Genomic DNA, 18,792 nt, shown 5'->3' with positions numbered 1-18,792 from the left:
CGTGCCCCCTGCATGTCAGCGTGCCGTCGCGGCGGCGTAGCGGTCGGACACGGCCTTCCAGTTCACGACCTGCCACCAGCCGTCGAGATAGTCGGCGCGGCGGTTCTGATATTTGAGGTAATAGGCGTGTTCCCACACGTCATTGCCGAGGATCGGGGTCCCCTTCACCTCCGCCACGTCCATCAGCGGATTGTCCTGATTGGGGGTCGAGGTGATGGCGAGATTGCCATCCTGACCGACGATCAGCCAGGCCCAGCCCGAACCGAACCGGCCGGTCCCCGCCGCCTTGAACGCCGCCTTGAACTTGTCCATCGATCCGAAGCGCGCATCGATCGCACGGGCGAGTTCGGGAGACGGCGCACCGCTCTGGGCGACGGGTGCCATCGTCTGCCAGAAGAAGCTGTGGTTCCAATGCCCCCCGGCGTTGTTGCGGACGACCGGTGCCAGCGTACCGGCCTTGGCCACCAGCTGTTCGAGGGTCTGTCCGGCGAGTGCCGGGGTCTCGTTCACCGCCTTGTTCAGCGTGTCGACATAGGCCTGGTGATGCTTGCCGTGGTGGATCGTCATCGTCTGGGCATCGATCGCCGGATCGAGTGCGTCGGCGGCGTAGGGCAGCGGCGGCAGCGTGAACGCGGCGCGTTGTGCAGTTGCTGGCGTGGCTTGCTGCGCCAGCGCTGCGCCGGGCAGGGTCAATGCCATGATGGCGGCGAGGCCGGTCAAACGGATGGACATGGAACTTCTCCTCATTGCACTCAGGAAATCGGCGATCGGGCAGGGCTGCCCGATCGGATGAAATGGATGATCCGCTCTAGGGCGAGGATCGCGATAAGCGATGCGCCGAATAGCGGAAGTAGGAAGCCGAGCAGGACGATCGCAACCACCATTGTGCGCGGCATCCGCACATCGCTGGCGGGGGGCGCGCCCAGCGAACCGGCGGGGCGTCGCCTGAGCCACATCAGGACGCCGAGCACGCTGATCGCAATCAGCGCGAGCGCCGTGGCGACCCCGATCAGCTGATTGGCGAGGCCGAGCAACTGTCCCTCATGCCAGGCGATGCCGGTATTCACCACGCGATCGATGACATGGCGATCGGCAAAGCCGCTGCGCCCGGTTTCAGTGCCCGTGACCGGGTCATAGGTCACTTGCCGCGCGAGCGGGCGGTTCTGGGTTTCGGTCTTGACCGTCCACACATTCCCGGTCGGCGGTCCGAAGCGCTGTGGCGCGTGTGGCGGGATCACCAGCACCGGGAACGCCATTCTCTGTGCCTGCGCCCGCGAGACGAAGGTCGCTAGCGGCAATGTCGCTGGGCGCGGGGCCGCGGCGGCGGCCCGCAGCATCGCTTCATGGTCATGGTCGTGCGCCGCGTGATCGGCGCCCGCCCCCACTTTCCAGTTCTGGCCGCCCTGCACCCAGCCCATCTGGGCGCGGACCGCCTTGAACGCGCTGCCCCATACACCTGCCCAAGGCAGGCCGCTGGCCAGCATCACCAGCACTAGCCCTGCGATCCAGAAGCCGGTGACGCGGTGGATATCCTGGAGCAACGGCCGCCCCCGCAGCGAAAGCCGGGGCCAGAAGGTCCCCGCCGCGCGGAACGGGCGCGGCCACCACAGATACAGACCGGTCAGGATCATCACGATCGTCCAGCTTGCCGCAAGCTCGACCAGCCAGTCGCCCCATTTGCCCAGCAGCAAGCTGCCATGGATCGTCGCGACCATGTCGGAAATGCGGGTCCCGGCATCGATGCTGCCCAGCACCTTGCCCTGCGGCGACACGAACACGTCGGTCACGCGACCATCGGGAAGGCCGAGCTGAACCATCGCCGCATCGCCCGGCTCACGCGGCAGGCGGTAATAGTTGAAGCGCGCATCGGGATAGGCGGCGAGCGCAGCCGCCAGCTGGCGGTCGGGCGACACCGCGCCCTGCACGCCCTGCGCCAGATAGGCCCGCTCCTCCCACCGATCGATCTGCGGCTTGAACAGGTAGATCGCGCCGGTGACCGAGAGGATCAGGATGAAGGGCAGCACGAACAGGCCGGCGTAGAAATGCCAGCGCCACAAGGTGCGATAAAGCGTGGCACTGGCTGCCCGGTTGAACATAGACAAGTCGAATTCCATTCGCCGTGCACCGGTCGCGAATGCGATGGCGCGGGAGGGCGAGGCGTCAGGCACCTCGCGCAATCAGGCGGCGGACTGAACTGTCGGCCGCGCGGCTGTCAGGCGCGCGCGGGTGGCCCTTGGGACGGCGGTGGTGGGGCGGCGAGGCGATGGACCGTGCGGTGGGCGGGAGCGCGCGATGCTACGCCCGCATAGGCCGGCGCGATCGCCGGCATGGGATCGCCCGTCGCCGGCGCGAGCAGCCCGCCACCCAGTCCGGCGGCAAAGGTGCACGGACTTTCGGCGTCGCTGTGGCGGTCCTGATCGCCCGGCTTTTCGATCGGCAGAAACGCCTTGGCCGCGCCCATCCCGGTGCACACCGAGATGACGATGCCGTTCGGCGCCTGGGTCGGCATGAAGCCGGTCGGGATCGCCACCCGGATCGCCAGGACGAGCGCGAACAGCACCACAAGGATGCTGCGTGCGCCGCGCGCGTTCCGGATCCAGCCCGCCATGCCGACGCCTGTAGCGGCGCCCGATTTGTGTGTCATGCGGTTTGACGCGCGAACGCGTCCGGCAATGCGCACATCGACCGCTTTTCGGTTGCCGCGCCGGTGTGATCGCGTGCATCGGTGAATGCCCATTGCCGCCGAGGAAATCCGCGTGACGCTGCCCGACCTGATCATTCCCACCTATGTCCAGATGCTGGCGGCGCTGTCCGGATGGCTGCGCAAGGCCGAGGCGCAGGAGGGCGTCACCGACGCGCTGATGTCCGCACGGCTCGCGCCCGACATGTTCCCGCTCGCGACCCAGATCCGCTTTGCCTGTGTGCAGGCGCAGGAGGGCGTGTATCGGCTGCGCGGGGAAGCATTTTCCGCCTCCATTACGGAACTGCTCGACGAGGGCCGCAGCGCCGGCGATCGCCCCGGCACGATTGCCGATGCCTGCGCGCGGATCGCGGAGACGCTGGCGCTGCTCGAACAGGTTCGCGGCAATATGCCGGCGATCGACCCGGCTGCACCGATCGCGCACACCCTGCCACAAGGCATGGTGTTCGACCTGACGGCGGAGCAGTTCGTCCGCGACTGGGCGCTGCCGCAATTCTACTTCCACCTGATGACCGCCTACGCGATCCTGCGCGCGCAGGGTGTGGAACTGGGCAAGGTCGATTATGTCGCGCACATGTTCGCCTATCTGCGTCCCGGCACCGCGCCTGGCGCATAAGCGCTTCAGCAAGCGTGATATAAAGAATCCTTTATATAAGGCTTGCCGGGACACCGATGCGGGCGTAGAGGCCCGCTCGAGGCACGGGGGCGACCCCGTGTTTCATGATCGCGCCGGTGCCCCGAAAGGGGCTTAAACGGGAATGCGGTGCGGGCGGCCTTTGCCGTCCAAATCCGCAGCTGTCCCTGCAACTGTAAGCGGTGAGCGCGATGCACCGGCTCCTTTCGGGGGAGCAGCCACTGGACATTCGTCTGGGAAGGCCGTGCATCAAGCCCTGACCCGCGAGCCAGGAGACCTGCCGGCGCATGGTCGCTCTTGCCTTGGTCCAGGGAATGGCCGCGGCACGGTCCTCCGTCTGAGCGACGAACCAAGCGGCGGGGGCCGCGTCGGTGTCGTGCGTCAGGCGTTCATGCGCCCGGCTGGCGCGTGCATACCGGCCGTTCGGACTGGACGGCAGGCCCCTGCCCTCGTTGCACGGCGCCGGGGGTAGAGTTTCCCATGTTGAAGTTGTTGTCCGTTTCCACGCTCGCCATCGCTGCGGCATCGCCCGCCTTTGCGCGCGAGACCATCATTGCCGAAGACGCCAGCGAGATGGTGGTCGTCACCGCGTCGCGTTCGGGCGAAGCCGTTCCGATCGATGAGGTCGGCGCGTCCGTCACCGTGATCGATGCTGAGGCGCTCGAGCAGCGCCAGACGCGCACGCTGTCCGACGTGCTGCGCGACGTGCCGGGCGTCGCGGTCAGCCGCCAGATCGGCGGGCTGACCCAGATCCGTATTCGCGGGACCGAGGGCAATCACGTCCTCGCACTGATCGACGGGATCGAAGTGTCCGACGCGTTTCAGGGCGAGTTCGATTTCAGCGGGCTGCTCGCCGACAGCGCGGCCCGGGTCGAGGTGCTGCGCGGTCAGCAAAGCTCGCTCTATGGCTCCGACGCGATCGGTGGCGTGATCCACTATCTGACGCTGTCGGGCCGCGAGGCGCCGGGGTTCAGCGCGCGGATCGAGGGCGGTTCGTTCGGCACGGTTAGCGCGGCCGCGCGCGCGGCGGGCGTATCGGGTGATTTCGACTATGCGCTGTCGGCGACCGGCTATCTGACCGATGGCACCCCCACCGCACGCGGTGGTACGCGCAATGTCGGATCGGAAAGCGGCGCGCTGAGCGGCAAGTTCAACTGGACGCCGACCGACAGCCTGACGCTGACCGGCGTGCTGCGCTATAGCGTCAGCGATTCCGACGCCAATGGCACTGACAACGACCCCACCAGCCCGACCTTTGGCTACACCGTCGACACGCCCGGCATGCACCAGCGCAATGAGGGCCTGTACGGCCTGCTGAGCGCCGCATTCACCGCGCTCGACGGGCGCTGGACGACGACCCTGTCGGGCCAGTTCGCCGACAGCGAGCGCACGATGTACCGCAACGAAGACGATGTCGATTTCGGCAGCGAGGCGCAACGCTACAAGGGCTCGCTGGTGTCGAGCCTGCGCTTTGGCAGCGACGCGGTCACCCACCGCGTGACCGGCGCGGTCGATGTGGAACGGGAAGAGTTCCGCAACACCACGCCGGGCAGCGGATCGCCGTTCGACGCCTTCACCGGCAAGCGTGACACCGACAATCTCGGCCTGGTCGCGCAGTATGAGCTCACCGCGGGCGGCTTTGCGGCCGGCGCATCGGTGCGGCACGATGACAATAACCGCTTCGACGACGCCACCACCTGGCGCGTGCAGGGCAGCTATCGCCTGCCGACCGGGACGCGTGTGCGCGGCGCCTATGGCACCGGCGTCAAGAATCCCGGCTACTATGAGCTCTATGGCTTTTCGGACGGGCGCTATATCGGCAACCCGAATTTGAAGCCGGAAAAGTCGGAAGGCTGGGAAGCCGGGATTGAACAGAGCTTCGCCGACGACAGCGTGACCCTCGGCGCAACGTATTTCGATTCCACGCTGAAGGGCGAGATCTACACCACCTACCCTGCCCCGACCTATGTCGCGACGCCGGCTAACCGCACGACCCTGTCCAAGCAGCATGGCGTCGAGCTGTTCGCGAGCGCGCGCCCGATCCCGCCACTGCGGCTCGACGCGAGCTACACGCATCTCAATGCCAAGGAGAATGGCGTCGAGGAAGTGCGCCGTCCGGGCGACATTGCCAGCTTCAACGCGACCTATATCTCCAGCGACGAGCGGCTTTCGACCACGCTGACCGTGCGGCATAACGGGCGGATGACCGACGTCGCCTTCACCGACCCAAGCTACAATCCGGTGCGGGTGTCGCTGAAGCCGTACACGCTGGTGAACGTCGACGTCGCGTTCGATGTGGTCGAGAAGGTGCAGCTGTTCGGCCGCGTCGAGAATTTGTTCGACGTCGATTACGAAGAAGTGTTCAGCTTTGCGACCCCCGGCATCGGCGCGTTCGCCGGTGTGCGCGTAAAGCTGTGATGCGACGCGCCGGCATCCTGCTGGCGATCGCGGTGTTGGCGCTGCCGGTTTCGGCCGGCAGCGCTCCGCCGCCGCGTGCGCAAACTGCTTTGCCGATGCGGGTGATGTCGATCAACCAATGCACCGACCAGCTGGTGCTGATGCTGCTCCCGCCCGAGCGGATCGCGTCGGTCACCTGGCTGTCGCGCGATCCGTTGCTGTCGCTGATGGCATCGCGGGCGCGCGACGTGGCGGTCAATCGCGGCGAGATCGAGGATGTGGTACGGCAACAGCCGGACCTGATCGTCGCCGACAGCTTTGGCTCGGCGGCGACCCGCGCGGCGCTGCGCCGCTTCGGCTTTCCGATGATCGAGGTGGCACAGCCGCAGAGCTTCGACGAGATCCGCGCCACCGTCCGCACGCTCGCCGCGCAGTTCGGCACGGTCGAACGCGGCGAGGCGCTGATTGCAGGGATGGACGCGCGGCTGACCGAGCTGGCGCGCCGCCCTGCCCTCAATTTGCGCGTGGCGTCGTGGAGCGGCGATGGCCTCTCGCGCGGCGAGGGGGCGCTGTATGACGCGGTGCTCGACGCGGCGGGCGCGCGCAATGCGGTGAAGGAGGGCGTGGCCGGCACCGATGTCGAGGCGCTGCTGGCGCTCAACCCCGATATCCTGGTCGCGCCCGTTGGCGGCGTGGTCGGGCAGAGCCTGCGCGATCGTGTTGCGCGGCATCCGCTGGTACGCAAGCGCTGGGCCGGGCGGCAGGTCAGCGTCAGCCCGCGCGCCTATATCTGTGGCACGCCGTTGATCGCGGGGGCGGCGGCAGAGTTGCGCGATCAGCTTGAGGCGGCGCGATGAGCCGGCGGTTGCTGATCCCGGTGCTGGTAGTGCTGACCCTCGTGCTGGGGCTGATCTCGCTCGGCATCGGAACGCTGGGGCTCGATTATGCCGGATGGCTGGGCGGTGAGACCAGCGGCACAGCGCGGCTGACCGGCGTGGTCATCACCGAAATTCGCCTGCCGCGCATGCTGCTCGGCGTGCTGACCGGGGCGATCCTCGGGCTGTCGGGCGCGGTGCTGCAGGGGTTGTTGCGCAATCCGCTGGCCGAGCCGGGGTTGCTCGGCATTTCGGGCGGCGCGTCGCTGGGTGCGGTGATCGCGATCTATTACGGGCTGGCGGCGGTCGCGCCGTTGGCCGCACCGCTGGCCGGGCTGGCCGGTGCTATGGCGGCGGGGTTTGCGGCGTTGCTGCTCGCGCGCGGCGGGGGGACGTTGGCGCTGATCCTTGCTGGCGCTGCGATTTCGAGCCTTGCGGGCGCCGGCATCAGCCTCGCGCTCAACCTCGCGCCCAATCCCTATGCGGCCTATGAGATCATGACCTGGCTGATGGGCTCGCTCGCTAATCGCGGGTGGGAAGAGATCATGCTCGCCGCGCCGTTGATCCTGCTCGGCGGGGGCGCGCTGCTTGCCACCGCCCGGTCGCTCGACGCGCTGGCGCTGGGCGAGTTGCAGGCTGAGAGCCTGGGCGTCGATGTGCGGCGCACGCGGCTGCTGGCGCTCGCGGGCACCGGGCTGGGCGTCGGGGCGGCGACGGCCGTTGTCGGGACGATCGGCTTTATCGGGCTGGTCGCGCCGCATCTGGTGCGCCCGTTCGTCGGGCATCGGCCCGCCGCGACGTTGGTCCCGGCAGCACTCGCGGGCGCGGCGCTGCTGACCGCTGCTGACATCGCGACGCGGCTGATCCGGCTCGACAGCCCGATCCATCTGGGCGTGTTCACCGCGCTGGTCGGGGCGCCGTTCTTCCTGTGGCTGGTGCTGCGGATGCGGAGCCGGACGCCATGACCGCACTTACGCTTGACGCGATCACGCTGCGGCGCGGCGGGCGGCTGGTGCTGGATGGCGTCGACGCGCGGTTCGCGGCGGGGCGGCTGACCGCAGTGATCGGGCCCAATGGTGCGGGCAAATCGAGCCTGCTTGAGGTCGCGGCGGGGCTGCTGACGCCGGAACGCGGCAGCGTGCGGCTGGGCGACACCCCCCTGCCCGCGCTGCGGCGACAGGAGCTGGCGCGGCGGCGGGCGTATCTGCCCCAGCGGGTTGGCGTGGACTGGCCGATCAGCGTTGAGCGGGTGGTCGCGCTCGGCCTGCTGCCCCAGCTTCCCGCATTTGGCGGGCTGCCTGCTGCGTTGCTGCCCGCAATCGAGCGCGCGCTGGAGGAATGCGACCTGCTGGCGCTGCGTGATCGCCCGGCGACCGATCTGTCGGGCGGCGAGCTGGCCCGCGTGCTGCTCGCGCGCGCGATCGTCGGCGATCCCGAGCTGCTGATCGTCGACGAGCCGACCGCCGATCTCGACCCGCGCCACGCGATCGACGCCGCCCGCCGCCTGCGCGCGCGGGCCGATGCCGGGCGGACGGTGGTGATGGCGATCCACGACATCGACCTCGCCTTCCGTTTTGCCGATGATGTCATCGCAGTGCGTGAGGGGAAGATCATCGCCGCCGGGCGAACCGACGAAGTGATGCGCGATCAGACGCTGTCGGTGCTGTACGATGTGCAGGTGCGGATCGTCCGCGATGAATATGGGCCGACGATCCGCTTCCTGGATTAACCCCGTATCGTCTGGACCAGCACCCAGATGCCGATCGCGAGGAACAGCAGCGCCGCGACGATCCGCACGGTCTTCATGGGCACGCGCTTGACCAGTTCGTTGCCGAGATAGACTGCGGGGACGTTGGCCAGCATCATGCCGAGCGTGGTGCCCGCCGTGACCCAGCCGACCTCGGCAAAGCGCGCGCCGAGCGCGACGGTCGCGATCTGGGTCTTGTCGCCCATTTCGACCAGGAAGAAGGCGACGGTGGTGGTCAGGAACGGCCCGAAGCGGGCGGGCTTGGCCTCCAGATCGTCGATCTTGTCGGGGACCAGGGTCCACGCCGCCATGGCGATGAAGGATGCGGCGATCAGGTAGCGGAACCAGACCCCCTCCAGCAGCGCCGCCGCCTGTTGCCCGACTAGCGCCGCGAGGAAATGGTTGGCGAGGGTCGCGACGAGGATGCCCGCCACGATCGGCAGCGGCCGCTTGAACCGCGTTGCCAGCAGGATCGCGAGCAATTGCGTCTTGTCGCCGATTTCGGCGAGCGCGACGACGGCGGTGGAGGTGAGAAAGGGTTCCAAGATCGTCTCCGGGCCGGGCGGATGCGAATTCCAACGACACCACACCCCTCCGCCCAGCCCGGACGGAAAGCATGGCGCCATTGGTCTCGCCCGAACCGTTTCCGGTTCCCCTCGCACCATGGTCTCTCGACCAAGTATGTTGACGCGAAGGCCCGTCGCAAGACGGCTGGCTACTCCCCAGATGACTGTGGCGGCCCCTAGCCCATGTTGCGCCGCAGCGCAAGTTGCGTCGCCCCGCCCGCTCATGGCATACATACCGCAACCACGAAAAATGGAGAGGATCATGGCTACTGCCGCTGCCGCGCCCCGCGTGATGACTGACGCCGAATGGGAGGCGCGCCAGCAGCTCGCCGCCGCCTATCGCGTGTTCGACCATCTTGGCTGGTCGGAGATGATCTACAACCACATCACGCTGAAGGTGCCGGGCGAGGATCACAGTTTCCTGATCAACCCGTTCGGCCTGCATTTCAGTGAGGTGAAGGCGTCGAACCTGGTCAAGATCGACATTGACGGCAACAAGCTCGACGACAGCCCCTATCCGGTCAACCGCGCGGGGTTCGTCCAGCATGCGGTGTTCCACCGCAATTTGCCCGATGTGCATTGCATCATGCACACGCACACCACGGCGGGGATGGCGGTGAGCAGCCTCGAAGGCGGGTTGCAACCGATCAATTTTTACGCGTGCAATTTTGCCGGGCAGATCGCCTATCATGATTTCGAGGGCGTCACGGTGCGCGACGAAGAGGGCGCGCGGCTGGTCGCCAATCTGGGCGACAAGCGCATGCTGTTGCTGCGCAACCATGGCATCGTCGCGATGGGGCGGACGCTGCCCGAGGCCTTCATCAAGCATTGGTCGCTGCAGCGCGCGTGCGAGATCCAGCTGGCGACGCTGTCGATGGGCAAGCCGTTGACCGTTTCGCCGGAGGTGGTCGCGGTGCACCAGCGCGATCTGCATATGGCGCAGGTGCCGGGAGGTGCTGGCGCGGCGGATTTCGCGGCGATGGTGCGGTTGGTGGATCGGGTGGACCGGAGCTGGCGGGACTAAGCGTCATGTGTGTACATTCTCATTTTCGGTTGGTTTGTGAGAATGTATTTTAGCCAAATGGGTTCTTGTAGGAAAGGTGTGGCGCTGTAGGCCGCAGTTTTCTGTGGGTTTTTGGCGGTTGCGGGCGGGGTGTTTGGATCGCTTGTTCTGCGTGGCGGGGTGATTCGGCGATGGGTGGTTGTATCGGCGATGCGAACATGTCGCGGGGGAACGCGCCGTGGGTCTCGGAGCGTCGTTGTCTTTCGCGGTAGGGAATGTCGTAGGTTTGCAGGCGGCTGGTCAGGCGGCCGCCGTCGCCCCGGCGGAGGCCGGGGCCGCCAAGTTTTGCGGGTAGCGCTATTCTTCTGGCGGCCCCGGCCTGCGCCGGGGCGACGGTCCACCTCAGCGACGGCTATTCCGCCTTCACCACCTTCGCCAGCAGGGCATCGACCTGCACCTGCGCGCCGGGGGTTGCGGTCAGCGTTTCTACCACGCCGTCGAACGGGGCGAGCAGCGCCTGTTCCATCTTCATCGCCTCCAGCACCAGCAGCTTCTGGCCGGCGGTCACCGTCTGCCCCTCAGCGACCTCGACCGAGACGATGCGGCCGGGCATCGGGGCGAGGATGGCGCCGTCGCCGGCTGCGCCCCCTGCCCCGCCTTCGGTGCGGTCGGCGGTGACGCGGAAGGTTGCGCCTTCGAACACCAGCAGCGCCGCGCCGTCGCGCGGGTGGCGGTAGAAGTGTGAGGAGATGTCGCCGTCATCTGCCTCGAACGCGACGCGGCTGCCGCTGACGCTGACCGCGCGCTGGGTCGCGGCGGCGCGGTTGAGGCGGAAGCCCTCGAGACCGCGCGCGATGAGGTAGGTGTCGGAGGACGGGTCTGAGTCGAGCCAGTAGAGCGCGTGGGTCAGGTCCGCCGCGCCGGGCAGCGGGTCGATCAGCAGTGCTTCGCCGCGCCGCTCGATGAGGCCGGTGTCGAGGCGCGCCGCCTGGAAATCCGCGTCGCCGAGCAGTCGGTAGAGGAACCCTGAATTGGTCCGCACCGGCCAGACGGTGAGGTAGCACAGGTCAGCGCGGAGCAGCGCAATCGCATCGGCGCGCGTGTCGCCATGCGTGATCAGCTTGGCGACCATCGGGTCATAGAAGGGCGAGATGGTCGAGCCTGCCTCAACCCCGGTATCGACGCGCGAATTGGTGGGAAAATCGAGCACTTCGAGCTTGCCGGTGCTCGGCAGAAACCCCTTGGCCGGGTCCTCGGCATAGAGCCGCGCCTCGATCGCGTGGCCGTTGATCGCCAGCTCCTCCTGCCGCAGCGGGAGCGGTTCGCCGCTGGCGACGCGGAGTTGCCATTCGACCAGATCGACGCCGGTGATTGCTTCCGTCACCGGGTGTTCGACCTGAAGCCGCGTGTTCATTTCCATGAACCAGATGCGGTCGGCGTGGAGGCCTTCGGAGGCGTCGGCGATGAATTCGATCGTCCCCGCGCCGACATAGTTGACCGCGCGCGCGGCCTTTACCGCGGCGTCGCACACGGCGAAGCGGGTGGCGTTGTCCATGCCGGGCGCGGGGGCTTCCTCGATCACCTTTTGGTGGCGGCGCTGCATCGAACAGTCGCGTTCGAACAAATGGACGATATTGCCGTGGCTGTCGCCGAACACCTGCACCTCGATATGGCGCGGGGCGAGGATGTATTTTTCGATCAGTACCTGGGTGTTGCCGAACGAGGACGCGGCCTCACGCTGGCAGCTGGCGAGCGCGTCGGCGAAGTCGGCGGCGGCGTCGACGCGGCGCATCCCCTTGCCCCCGCCGCCCGCGACCGCCTTGATCAGCACGGGGTAGCCGATCCGGTCGGCTTCGGATTGCAGGCGTTCGGGCGACTGGTCCTCGCCGAGATAGCCGGGGGTGACGGGGACGCGGGCGTCCTGCATCAGCTTCTTGGCCGCGTCCTTGAGGCCCATGGCGCGGATGCTGTCGGGATTGGGGCCGACCCAGATCAGGCCGGCGGCCTGAACGGCTTCGGCGAACTCGGCATTTTCGGACAGGAAGCCGTAGCCCGGGTGGATCGCCTCCGCCCCGGTTTGCCTGGCGGCGGCGATGATGCGGTCGCCGATCAGGTAGGAGTCGCGCGCGGGGGATGCGCCGATATGCACCGCCTCATCCGCGCTGCGGACGTAGAGCGCGTTGGCGTCGGCGTCGGAATAGACCGCGACGGTGCGGATGCCGAGTCGCCGCGCGGTGCGGATGATGCGGCAGGCGATCTCGCCGCGGTTGGCGATGAGGAGGGATTGGATCATGGGTTCTTCCAAATTCCTCCCCCAGCTTGCTGGGGGAGGGGGGCGTAGCTGCGAGCAGCGATGTGCCGGGGGCACATCGCCGCAGCGGAGCCGGCTTGCAAAGCAAGCCGTGGGCGAAGCATGGTGGAGGGGCGCGCGAAGCGCGAAAGGGCGGTCACATGCTGAAGGGCAATGGCAAGTCGTACCGCCGCGCGAAACAGGCGCGCCGCGCGCTGACGCTGCCCGAGGGGCTGTTGTGGCGCGAGTTGCGCGGGCGCGAGGGCGACAAATGGCGCAAGCAGCATCCGGCGGGGCCGTACATTCTCGATTTTTACTGCGACCGCGCGAAACTGTGCGTCGAGGTGGATGGCGAGGCGCATGAATATGGCGACCGGCCTGAACGCGATGCGCGGCGGGATGCCTGGCTGGCGACGCAAGGGGTTGCGACGCTGCGGATTCCGGCGAGCGAAGTCCTGGGCAATTTGAGCGGCGTCCTGACCCACATTCAGCGCATTACCGATGAGACGTGCAATTCCTCCCCCACCGGGGGAGGTGGCACGCCGAAGGCGTGACGGAGGGGCCGCCCCGCAGAGGGCGGTGTTTGAGGAAGGGTCCACCGCCGTCTGCGCGGCGGCCCCTCCACCACCGCTTCGCGGCGGTCCCCCTCCCCCAGCAAGCTGGGGGAGGAATTGGCATACTAGCTCAATCATCCCGCAAATCATCGAAAGACAGTCTAACGGCCTGCCAATCTTCCCAAGCGTTCTCCATGTCGATGTCGTCGTAACCCCGTGCGGCTACGATCATCTCCAGATGGCTGCGTCGCATCGCAATACAGGCCGCGTTGTCTCGCGCCGACAGCACTTCCCGCTCGGTCAGCGGGGCGCCTTTCTCACGCTCCAAGTTCAGCAGCACCGCTACAAAAGCGGGTACAGGGACTATCAGGATAGGGTCGGCGCTCTCACTCTCTTCGCTCATCGCCCCCTCACATCCGAAACACGCCAAAGCGTGTCCCCTCCTCCACCGGCGCGTTGAGCGTCGCCGCGAACGCCAGGCCCAGCACGTCGCGGGTCTGGGCCGGGTCGACGATTCCGTCGTCCCATAGGCGGGCGGTGGCGTGCCAGGGGTTGCCTTCGTCTTCGTAGCGTTGGCGGACCGGGGCCTTGAAGGCTTCGGCTTCCTCGGGCGACCAGTTGGCGGCGTCGCGATGCACCGTCGCCAGCACGCTTGCCGCCTGTTCGCCGCCCATCACGCTGATGCGGCTGTTGGGCCAGCTGAACAGGAAGCGGGGGGAATAGGCGCGGCCGCACATGCCGTAATTGCCGGCGCCGAACGACCCGCCGATCAGGACGGTGATCTTGGGGACGCTCGCGGTCGCGACTGCGGTCACCAGCTTGGCGCCGTGTTTGGCGATGCCCTCGGCCTCGTATTTTCCGCCGACCATGAAGCCGCTGATATTCTGAAGGAACAGCAAGGGGATGCGGCGTTGGCAGGCGAGTTCGATGAAGTGTGCGCCCTTGACCGCGCTTTCGCTGAACAACACGCCGTTATTGGCGAGGATCGCGACGGGGATACCCCAGATGTGGGCGAAGCCGCAGACCAAAGTGGTGCCGTAGAGCGCCTTGAACTCGTGGAATTCGCTGCCGTCGACCAGCCGTGCGATGACTTCGTGGACGTCATAGGGGGCGCGGACGTCGGTGGGGACGATGCCGTACAGCTCCTCCGCGTCGAACTTCGGCGGGCGCGGGTCGCGGATTTCGATGTCGGGCTTGCGGTCGGCGGGAAGGTGGCTGACGATGTCGCGGACGATGGTGAGCGCGTGCTCGTCATTGTCGGCGACATGGTCGACCACGCCCGATTTGCGCCCGTGCAGGTCGCCGCCACCCAGATCCTCGGCGCTGATTTCCTCACCCGTCGCGGCTTTGACCAGCGGTGGGCCGGCGAGGAAGATCGTGCCCTGTTCGCGCACGATCACGCTCTCGTCGGACATCGCGGGGACATAGGCGCCGCCCGCGGTGCAACTGCCCATGACGCAGGCGATCTGGGGGATGCCCTTGGCGCTCATGTTCGCCTGGTTGAAGAAGATGCGGCCGAAATGGTCGCGGTCGGGGAACACTTCGGCCTGATGCGGCAGGTTCGCGCCGCCGCTGTCGACGAGGTAGATGCACGGCAGCCGGTTGGCCTCCGCAATCTCCTGCGCGCGCAGATGCTTTTTGACGGTCATCGGGTAATAGGTGCCGCCCTTTACCGTCGCATCGTTGCAGACGATCATGCAGGTGCGGCCCGAGACGCGGCCGATGCCGGCGATCATGCCGGCGCCGGGGACTTCGCCGTCATACATGTCGCAGGCGGCGAGCTGGCCGATTTCGAGGAAGGGGGCGCCGGGGTCGAGCAGGCGTTCGACGCGTTCTCGTGGAAGAAGTTTGCCGCGCGACGTGTGGCGCTCGCGGCTCTTCTCGTTGCCGCCCAGTGCGGCCTGCGCGACATCGGCGCGGAGCTTTTCGGCCAGCGCGCGGTTGTGCGCGGCGTTGGTGCGGAAGCCTTCGTCCTCGGGGGAGAGGATCGATTTCAGGACGGGACCGCTCACTCTGCATTCTCCTGTAGGTCGGGCAGCCAGCGGCCCTGCATCCATGCATCGGCGGCGGCGCAGATGCGGTCGGGATAGTTGGGGAGGTCATTGCCGACGAGGGGAAGGCCGAAACCCGCGATGACCTGCGCCACGCCGGCGGTGTCGAGGTCGATGCCCAAGGCACGGGCGTGGCGGGCGATTTCCATCTCTTGCCCCCAGAAATAGACTTTGGTGGCGGCGACATTGGCCTGCATCTGGCGGACCTCTTCGACCCGGCCGTCGCTGACCAGCCACAGCCAGATGTCGGGCATGAGCAGATCGACCGGGGCGTCGGGGCGCCATTCGAGCGCGTCGCCCTCAACGATGCGGATCTTGGCCCCTGCCCCGCCCGGCAGGCGGGCGAACAGGTCGAGTTCGGCGTGGAGGGCGATCACGTCGGGATCGCGCTCGATCACCGTCACCCGCGTCACGCTGTCGCGCATTGCGGTGACTGCTGCGACCCAGCCCATGCCGAGGCCGAAGATCGCGACATGGCCGCTGGCGTAATGGACGCCGATCGCCTGGCTTTCGATCTCGAGCGGGGTCAGCGACATCCAGGTGTCGCCGTCGCGGGTGAGCGCGCGGACATTGTCGACCAGCGCGGGCGGGCTCCAATAGCCGCGCGTCAGCACCATTGCCGGGGGGTGTAGCGTCCAGCGCCCGCTGGCCAGCGGGCGGTACAGATCCTCGAACAGCGCGGTGCCGAGGTCGAGCAGCGGATCGACAGCGGCGATCACGCGCCTCCACCTGTGGGCGGGGCGTAGAACACCCCTGCCCCCGGCCCGAGCGGCAGATCGAGTGCCACCCAGGCGATGACCATCGAGATGCCGAGCGTCATGAAGGTCAGCGCATAGGGCAGCATCAGCGCGAGCAGCGAGCCGACGCCGAACGAGCCGTCCCAGCGCCGCGCAAAGGCGAGGATCAGCGGGAAATAGCTCATCAACGGGGTCATGATGTTGGTGTAGCTGTCGCCCATGCGGTAGGCGGCGGTGGTCATTTCCGGGCTGATCCCGAGCAGCATGAACATCGGCACGACGACCGGGGCGAGCGCGCTCCACTTGGCGCTGGCCGAGCCGATGAACAGGTCGAGGAAGCTGGACAGCAGCAGCACGCTGACCAGCAGGATCGGCGCGGGGAGCGCGAAGGTCTGGAGCGCCTCGGCGCCGTTGATCGCGATGATCGGGCCGACATTGGACCAGTTGAACATCGCCACGAAATGCGCGGCGAAGAATACGAACACGATGTACGGCGCGAGGCTGGCGATGCCTTCGCGCATCATGCGGGTGACATCGTCGGCGGACTTGATCGATCCGGTCGCGGTGCCGAAGGCGATGCCGCAGCTGACGAACATCAGGAAGAAGCCGGCGATCAGCGCGCCGTAAAAGGGCTGAAGCTGCGCGGTCCCCTCGGCCGCCTCGTTGATCAGCGGGGTATAGCCCGGCGCCAGCGTGAGGATCGCGTAGAGCGCGATCACCGCCAGCGCGGCGAGGCCGGCGCGGCGCAGGCCGCGGCGTTCGTCGGCGGTGACTTCGGAGCGGGCGAGCTCGGCGGTTACTTCCGCGTCCGCCTCCCCTCCCCAGTTGCCGAGGCGCGGTTCGACCACCTTGTCGGTGATGAACCAGATGGCGGGGGTGAAGACGATGACGATCGACAGGATGAACCACCAGTTGCCGACCGGGTTCATCGTCCAGCCCGGCTCGACGATCCGCGCGGCTTCCTGCGTGAAGCCGAACAGCAGCACGTCGATCTGGCCCGGGGTGATGTTGCCGGCATAGCCGCCCGACACGGCCGCAAAGGCGGCGGCTAGCCCTGCGACGGGGTGGCGCCCGGCGGCGGCATAGACGATCGCGGCGAGCGGGATGAACACGACATAGGCGGCGTCGGAGGCGTGGTGCGAGACCATGCCGATGATCGCGACGATCGGGGTCAGGATTGCGCGCGGCGCGTTGGCGAGGCTGGCGCGGATGAGGGCCGAGAACATGCCCGACCGCTCCGCCACCGCTGCGCCGAGCATGATCACGAGGATCAGGCCCAATGGCGCAAAGCCGCTCATCGTGCGCGGCATGTCGACCAGCAGCTTGCCGATATTGGCTTCGGAAAACAGGCTGGCGGCGGTGTAGGTGAGCACCCCGCCCTCCAGCGTCGCGCCGGTGGGCGCCTCATCGCCGGTATAGGGGAGCGATGCCGACCATCCGGCCCAGTCGCCGATCGCGCTGAGCGCCATCAATGCGATGATGAGATAGACGAAGATCATCGTCGGTTCGGGCAGCAGATTGCCCGCCCGCTCGACAAAGCCCAGAAAACCGCGCTGGCGGCGCGCGGCATCGTCCGAAAGGCTGGAGGTCGTCATGGCGCGTCGTCTCCAATCGGGGGGAGAAAAAACGCTGCCGTTCTTGCAATGCAGTTGTCGGGCAGCTTCTTGCGACCGGCGCGACGCCAGCCCGAAGCCTCGATCTCTTCGGCGACGAAAGCGCCCGCCCAGGTTGTCGAATCTCGCTGACCATATTCCGCGCCAAGCGCCGCTGCCAGCAAAGGATCGACACCGGCCATCGGGGCCTCGCCATTCTCTGCAGCGCGGATGGCGGCAGCGTTGCCTTCAGAAGAACGGCAAATGGTTTCCATATCCACGATCAACCGGTGGCTGCGCCGATAGCCGCCGCCCAGCCGTTCCATCATTTTGTGCGTCTCGATGGTCGTTAGAACCTCCGACGCCTTTGGATCCGACGATGCGAGGGCATTCTCGTAGAGTGTGTAGAGCTGCTTGTGCGTCAGCGCTTCCAGCGCATCCTTCGTCCATTCTATCGCCATTGGTTTCCCTTACGCCGCGCCGACCAATTCCCGTCCGATCAGCATGCGGCGAATTTCATTCGTCCCCGCGCCGATGTCCAGCAGCTTGGCGTCGCGCAGGAAGCGTTCGACCGGCCAGTCCTTGGTATAGCCCGCGCCGCCAAGTGCCTGCACCGCCTCACCCGCGACCTTGAAGGCGTTTTCGGATGCCAGCAGGATCGCGCCGGCGGCGTCGAAGCGGGTGGTCTTGCCCGCGTCGCATGCCTTGGCGACGGCATAGACGTACGCGCGGGCGGAGTTGAGCGCGACATACATGTCGGCGACCTTGGCCTGCATCAGCTGGAAGCTGCCGATCGCCTGGCCGAACTGCTGGCGTTCGCGCAGGTATGGCAGGACGACGTCGAGGCACGCCTGCATGATCCCGAGCTGAATGCCCGCCAGCACGGTGCGTTCGTAATCGAGGCCGCTCATCAGCACGCCGACGCCGCCGTTGAGCGGGCCCATGACGTTTTCTTCCGGCACCTCGCAATCGGTGAAGACGAGTTCGGCGGTGGGCGACCCGCGCATCCCCATCTTGTCGATCTTTTGCCCGATCTCGAACCCCTTCATCCCCTTTTCGATGATGAAGGTGGTGATGCCGCGGCTGCCTTCGCCGGTCTTGGCATAGACGACCAAGGTGTCGGCATAGGCGGCGTTGGTGATCCAGAATTTGGTGCCGTTGAGGACGTAGCGGTCGCCCTTGTGCTCGGCGCGCAGCTTCATGCTGACAACGTCGCTGCCCGCGCCGGCTTCGGACATGGCGAGGCTGCCGACATGTTCGCCGCTGATCAGCTTGGGCAGGTATTTCGCCTTCTGCTCGGCGTTCGCCCAGCGACCGATCTGGTTGACGCAGAGGTTGGAGTGCGCGCCGTAGGACAGGCCGATCGAGGCCGAGGCGCGGCTGACTTCCTCGCACGCGATGACATGTTCGAGATAGCCGAGGCCGAGGCCGCCATCCTCCTCCGCGATGGTGATGCCATGCAGGCCGAGTGCGCCCATCGGTGCCCAGAGTTCATCGCGCGGGAACCAGTCGTCGGCGTCGATCTTTGCCGCGAGCGGCGCGATCTGTTCGCGTGAGAAGCGTTCGGTGGTCTCACGGATCATGTCCGCGGTTTCGCCGAGTGCGAAATCCATCTGGGGCAGGCTCATGGCGCTCTCCTGAACTT

At 67.0% G+C, this 18,792-nt stretch carries 18 protein-coding genes and 2 riboswitches; of the genes, 7 read left to right on the top strand and 11 right to left on the bottom strand.

Translation table 11 applies throughout. The annotated features are described in order from the left end of the window. Nucleotides 1–15: 15 nt before the first annotated feature. The 3 genes from VGN66_RS09235 to VGN66_RS09225 all read right to left on the bottom strand — a co-directional run bounded on the left by VGN66_RS09235 (nt 16) and on the right by VGN66_RS09225 (nt 2,644). Complete coding sequence (locus VGN66_RS09235; RefSeq protein WP_327518504.1) at nt 16–732, bottom strand: superoxide dismutase; 717 nt, start codon at nt 730–732, stop codon at nt 16–18. 20 nt (nt 733–752) lie between these two features. Continuing rightward, on the bottom strand, nt 753–2,096 hold the full coding sequence (locus tag VGN66_RS09230) for a PepSY domain-containing protein (RefSeq protein ID WP_327518503.1): 1,344 nt from the start codon (nt 2,094–2,096) through the stop codon (nt 753–755). A gap of 116 nt (nt 2,097–2,212) precedes the next feature. Next, nucleotides 2,213–2,644: a hypothetical protein gene (locus VGN66_RS09225; RefSeq protein ID WP_327518502.1), complete on the bottom strand. Its 432-nt coding sequence runs from the start codon at nt 2,642–2,644 to the stop codon at nt 2,213–2,215. A 112-nt stretch (nt 2,645–2,756) separates the two neighbouring features. Here VGN66_RS09225 and VGN66_RS09220 point away from each other — a divergent pair, with 112 nt between their 5' ends. The 5 genes from VGN66_RS09220 to VGN66_RS09200 all read left to right on the top strand — a co-directional run bounded on the left by VGN66_RS09220 (nt 2,757) and on the right by VGN66_RS09200 (nt 8,336). Next, nucleotides 2,757–3,317 carry a DUF1993 domain-containing protein gene (locus VGN66_RS09220; RefSeq protein WP_327518589.1) on the top strand — a complete coding sequence of 187 codons (561 nt, stop codon included), beginning with the start codon at nt 2,757–2,759 and terminating at the stop codon, nt 3,315–3,317. Between the two features lie 97 nt (nt 3,318–3,414). Next, a riboswitch (cobalamin riboswitch) is annotated at nt 3,415–3,634 on the top strand. Nucleotides 3,635–3,815: 181 nt separating this feature from the next. Further along, a complete protein-coding gene (locus VGN66_RS09215) occupies nt 3,816–5,753 on the top strand; it encodes a TonB-dependent receptor plug domain-containing protein (protein WP_327518501.1) in 1,938 nt (645 codons plus the stop codon). Next, a complete protein-coding gene (locus VGN66_RS09210; protein ID WP_327518500.1) occupies nt 5,753–6,589 on the top strand; it encodes an ABC transporter substrate-binding protein in 837 nt (278 codons plus the stop codon). Before VGN66_RS09215 ends, VGN66_RS09210 begins: the two co-directional genes overlap by 1 nt. After that, entirely contained in the window at nt 6,586–7,572 is a 987-nt protein-coding gene (locus tag VGN66_RS09205) for an iron ABC transporter permease (protein ID WP_327518499.1), read from the top strand. Before VGN66_RS09210 ends, VGN66_RS09205 begins: the two co-directional genes overlap by 4 nt. Next, nucleotides 7,569–8,336, top strand: a complete 768-nt coding sequence (locus VGN66_RS09200; protein ID WP_327518498.1) for an ABC transporter ATP-binding protein — start codon at nt 7,569–7,571, stop codon at nt 8,334–8,336. The genes VGN66_RS09205 and VGN66_RS09200 overlap by 4 nt, the downstream gene beginning before the upstream one ends. Here the strand turns inward: VGN66_RS09200 and VGN66_RS09195 are convergent. Then, nucleotides 8,333–8,899 (bottom strand): TMEM165/GDT1 family protein, encoded by a 567-nt coding sequence (locus VGN66_RS09195; RefSeq protein ID WP_327518497.1) that lies wholly within the window; start codon nt 8,897–8,899, stop codon nt 8,333–8,335. The two genes, VGN66_RS09200 and VGN66_RS09195, sit on opposite strands and share 4 nt — an antisense overlap. A 12-nt stretch (nt 8,900–8,911) precedes the next feature. After that, a riboswitch (yybP-ykoY riboswitch) is annotated at nt 8,912–9,093 on the bottom strand. 89 nt (nt 9,094–9,182) lie between these two features. Between VGN66_RS09195 and VGN66_RS09190 the strand changes: the two genes are divergently transcribed. Further along, complete coding sequence (locus VGN66_RS09190; protein WP_327518496.1) at nt 9,183–9,944, top strand: class II aldolase/adducin family protein; 762 nt, start codon at nt 9,183–9,185, stop codon at nt 9,942–9,944. A gap of 391 nt (nt 9,945–10,335) precedes the next feature. On the opposite strand, the gene VGN66_RS09185 is transcribed toward VGN66_RS09190, so the two are convergent. Further along, on the bottom strand, nt 10,336–12,216 hold the full coding sequence (locus VGN66_RS09185) for an acetyl/propionyl/methylcrotonyl-CoA carboxylase subunit alpha (RefSeq protein WP_327518495.1): 1,881 nt from the start codon (nt 12,214–12,216) through the stop codon (nt 10,336–10,338). A 158-nt stretch (nt 12,217–12,374) separates the two neighbouring features. On the opposite strand from VGN66_RS09185, the gene VGN66_RS09180 reads away from it, so the two are divergent. After that, nucleotides 12,375–12,767 (top strand): endonuclease domain-containing protein, encoded by a 393-nt coding sequence (locus VGN66_RS09180; RefSeq protein ID WP_327518494.1) that lies wholly within the window; start codon nt 12,375–12,377, stop codon nt 12,765–12,767. Between the two features lie 130 nt (nt 12,768–12,897). On the opposite strand, the gene VGN66_RS09175 is transcribed toward VGN66_RS09180, so the two are convergent. The 6 genes from VGN66_RS09175 to VGN66_RS09150 are packed head-to-tail and all read right to left on the bottom strand — an operon-like array spanning nt 12,898 to nt 18,775. Then, nucleotides 12,898–13,170 (bottom strand): hypothetical protein, encoded by a 273-nt coding sequence (locus tag VGN66_RS09175; RefSeq protein WP_327518493.1) that lies wholly within the window; start codon nt 13,168–13,170, stop codon nt 12,898–12,900. 7 nt (nt 13,171–13,177) lie between these two features. Further along, complete coding sequence (locus VGN66_RS09170) at nt 13,178–14,779, bottom strand: carboxyl transferase domain-containing protein (protein WP_327518492.1); 1,602 nt, start codon at nt 14,777–14,779, stop codon at nt 13,178–13,180. After that, complete coding sequence (locus tag VGN66_RS09165; protein ID WP_327518491.1) at nt 14,776–15,537, bottom strand: hypothetical protein; 762 nt, start codon at nt 15,535–15,537, stop codon at nt 14,776–14,778. The genes VGN66_RS09170 and VGN66_RS09165 overlap by 4 nt, the downstream gene beginning before the upstream one ends. Then, a complete protein-coding gene (locus VGN66_RS09160) occupies nt 15,534–17,150 on the bottom strand; it encodes an AbgT family transporter (protein WP_327518490.1) in 1,617 nt (538 codons plus the stop codon). Before VGN66_RS09160 ends, VGN66_RS09165 begins: the two co-directional genes overlap by 4 nt. Further along, nucleotides 17,147–17,608, bottom strand: coding sequence for a hypothetical protein (locus VGN66_RS09155; protein WP_327518489.1), 462 nt, complete (start codon nt 17,606–17,608; stop codon nt 17,147–17,149). Before VGN66_RS09155 ends, VGN66_RS09160 begins: the two co-directional genes overlap by 4 nt. Nucleotides 17,609–17,617: 9 nt before the next feature. Continuing rightward, complete coding sequence (locus tag VGN66_RS09150; protein ID WP_327518488.1) at nt 17,618–18,775, bottom strand: isovaleryl-CoA dehydrogenase; 1,158 nt, start codon at nt 18,773–18,775, stop codon at nt 17,618–17,620. Nucleotides 18,776–18,792: the final 17 nt, after the last annotated feature.

The organism is Sphingomonas sp. (genome assembly GCF_035998645.1).
Classification (GTDB): domain Bacteria; phylum Pseudomonadota; class Alphaproteobacteria; order Sphingomonadales; family Sphingomonadaceae; genus Sphingomonas.
The sequence above is the reverse complement of the archived record's forward strand: the minus strand, read 5'-3'. Positions and strand labels throughout refer to the sequence as shown.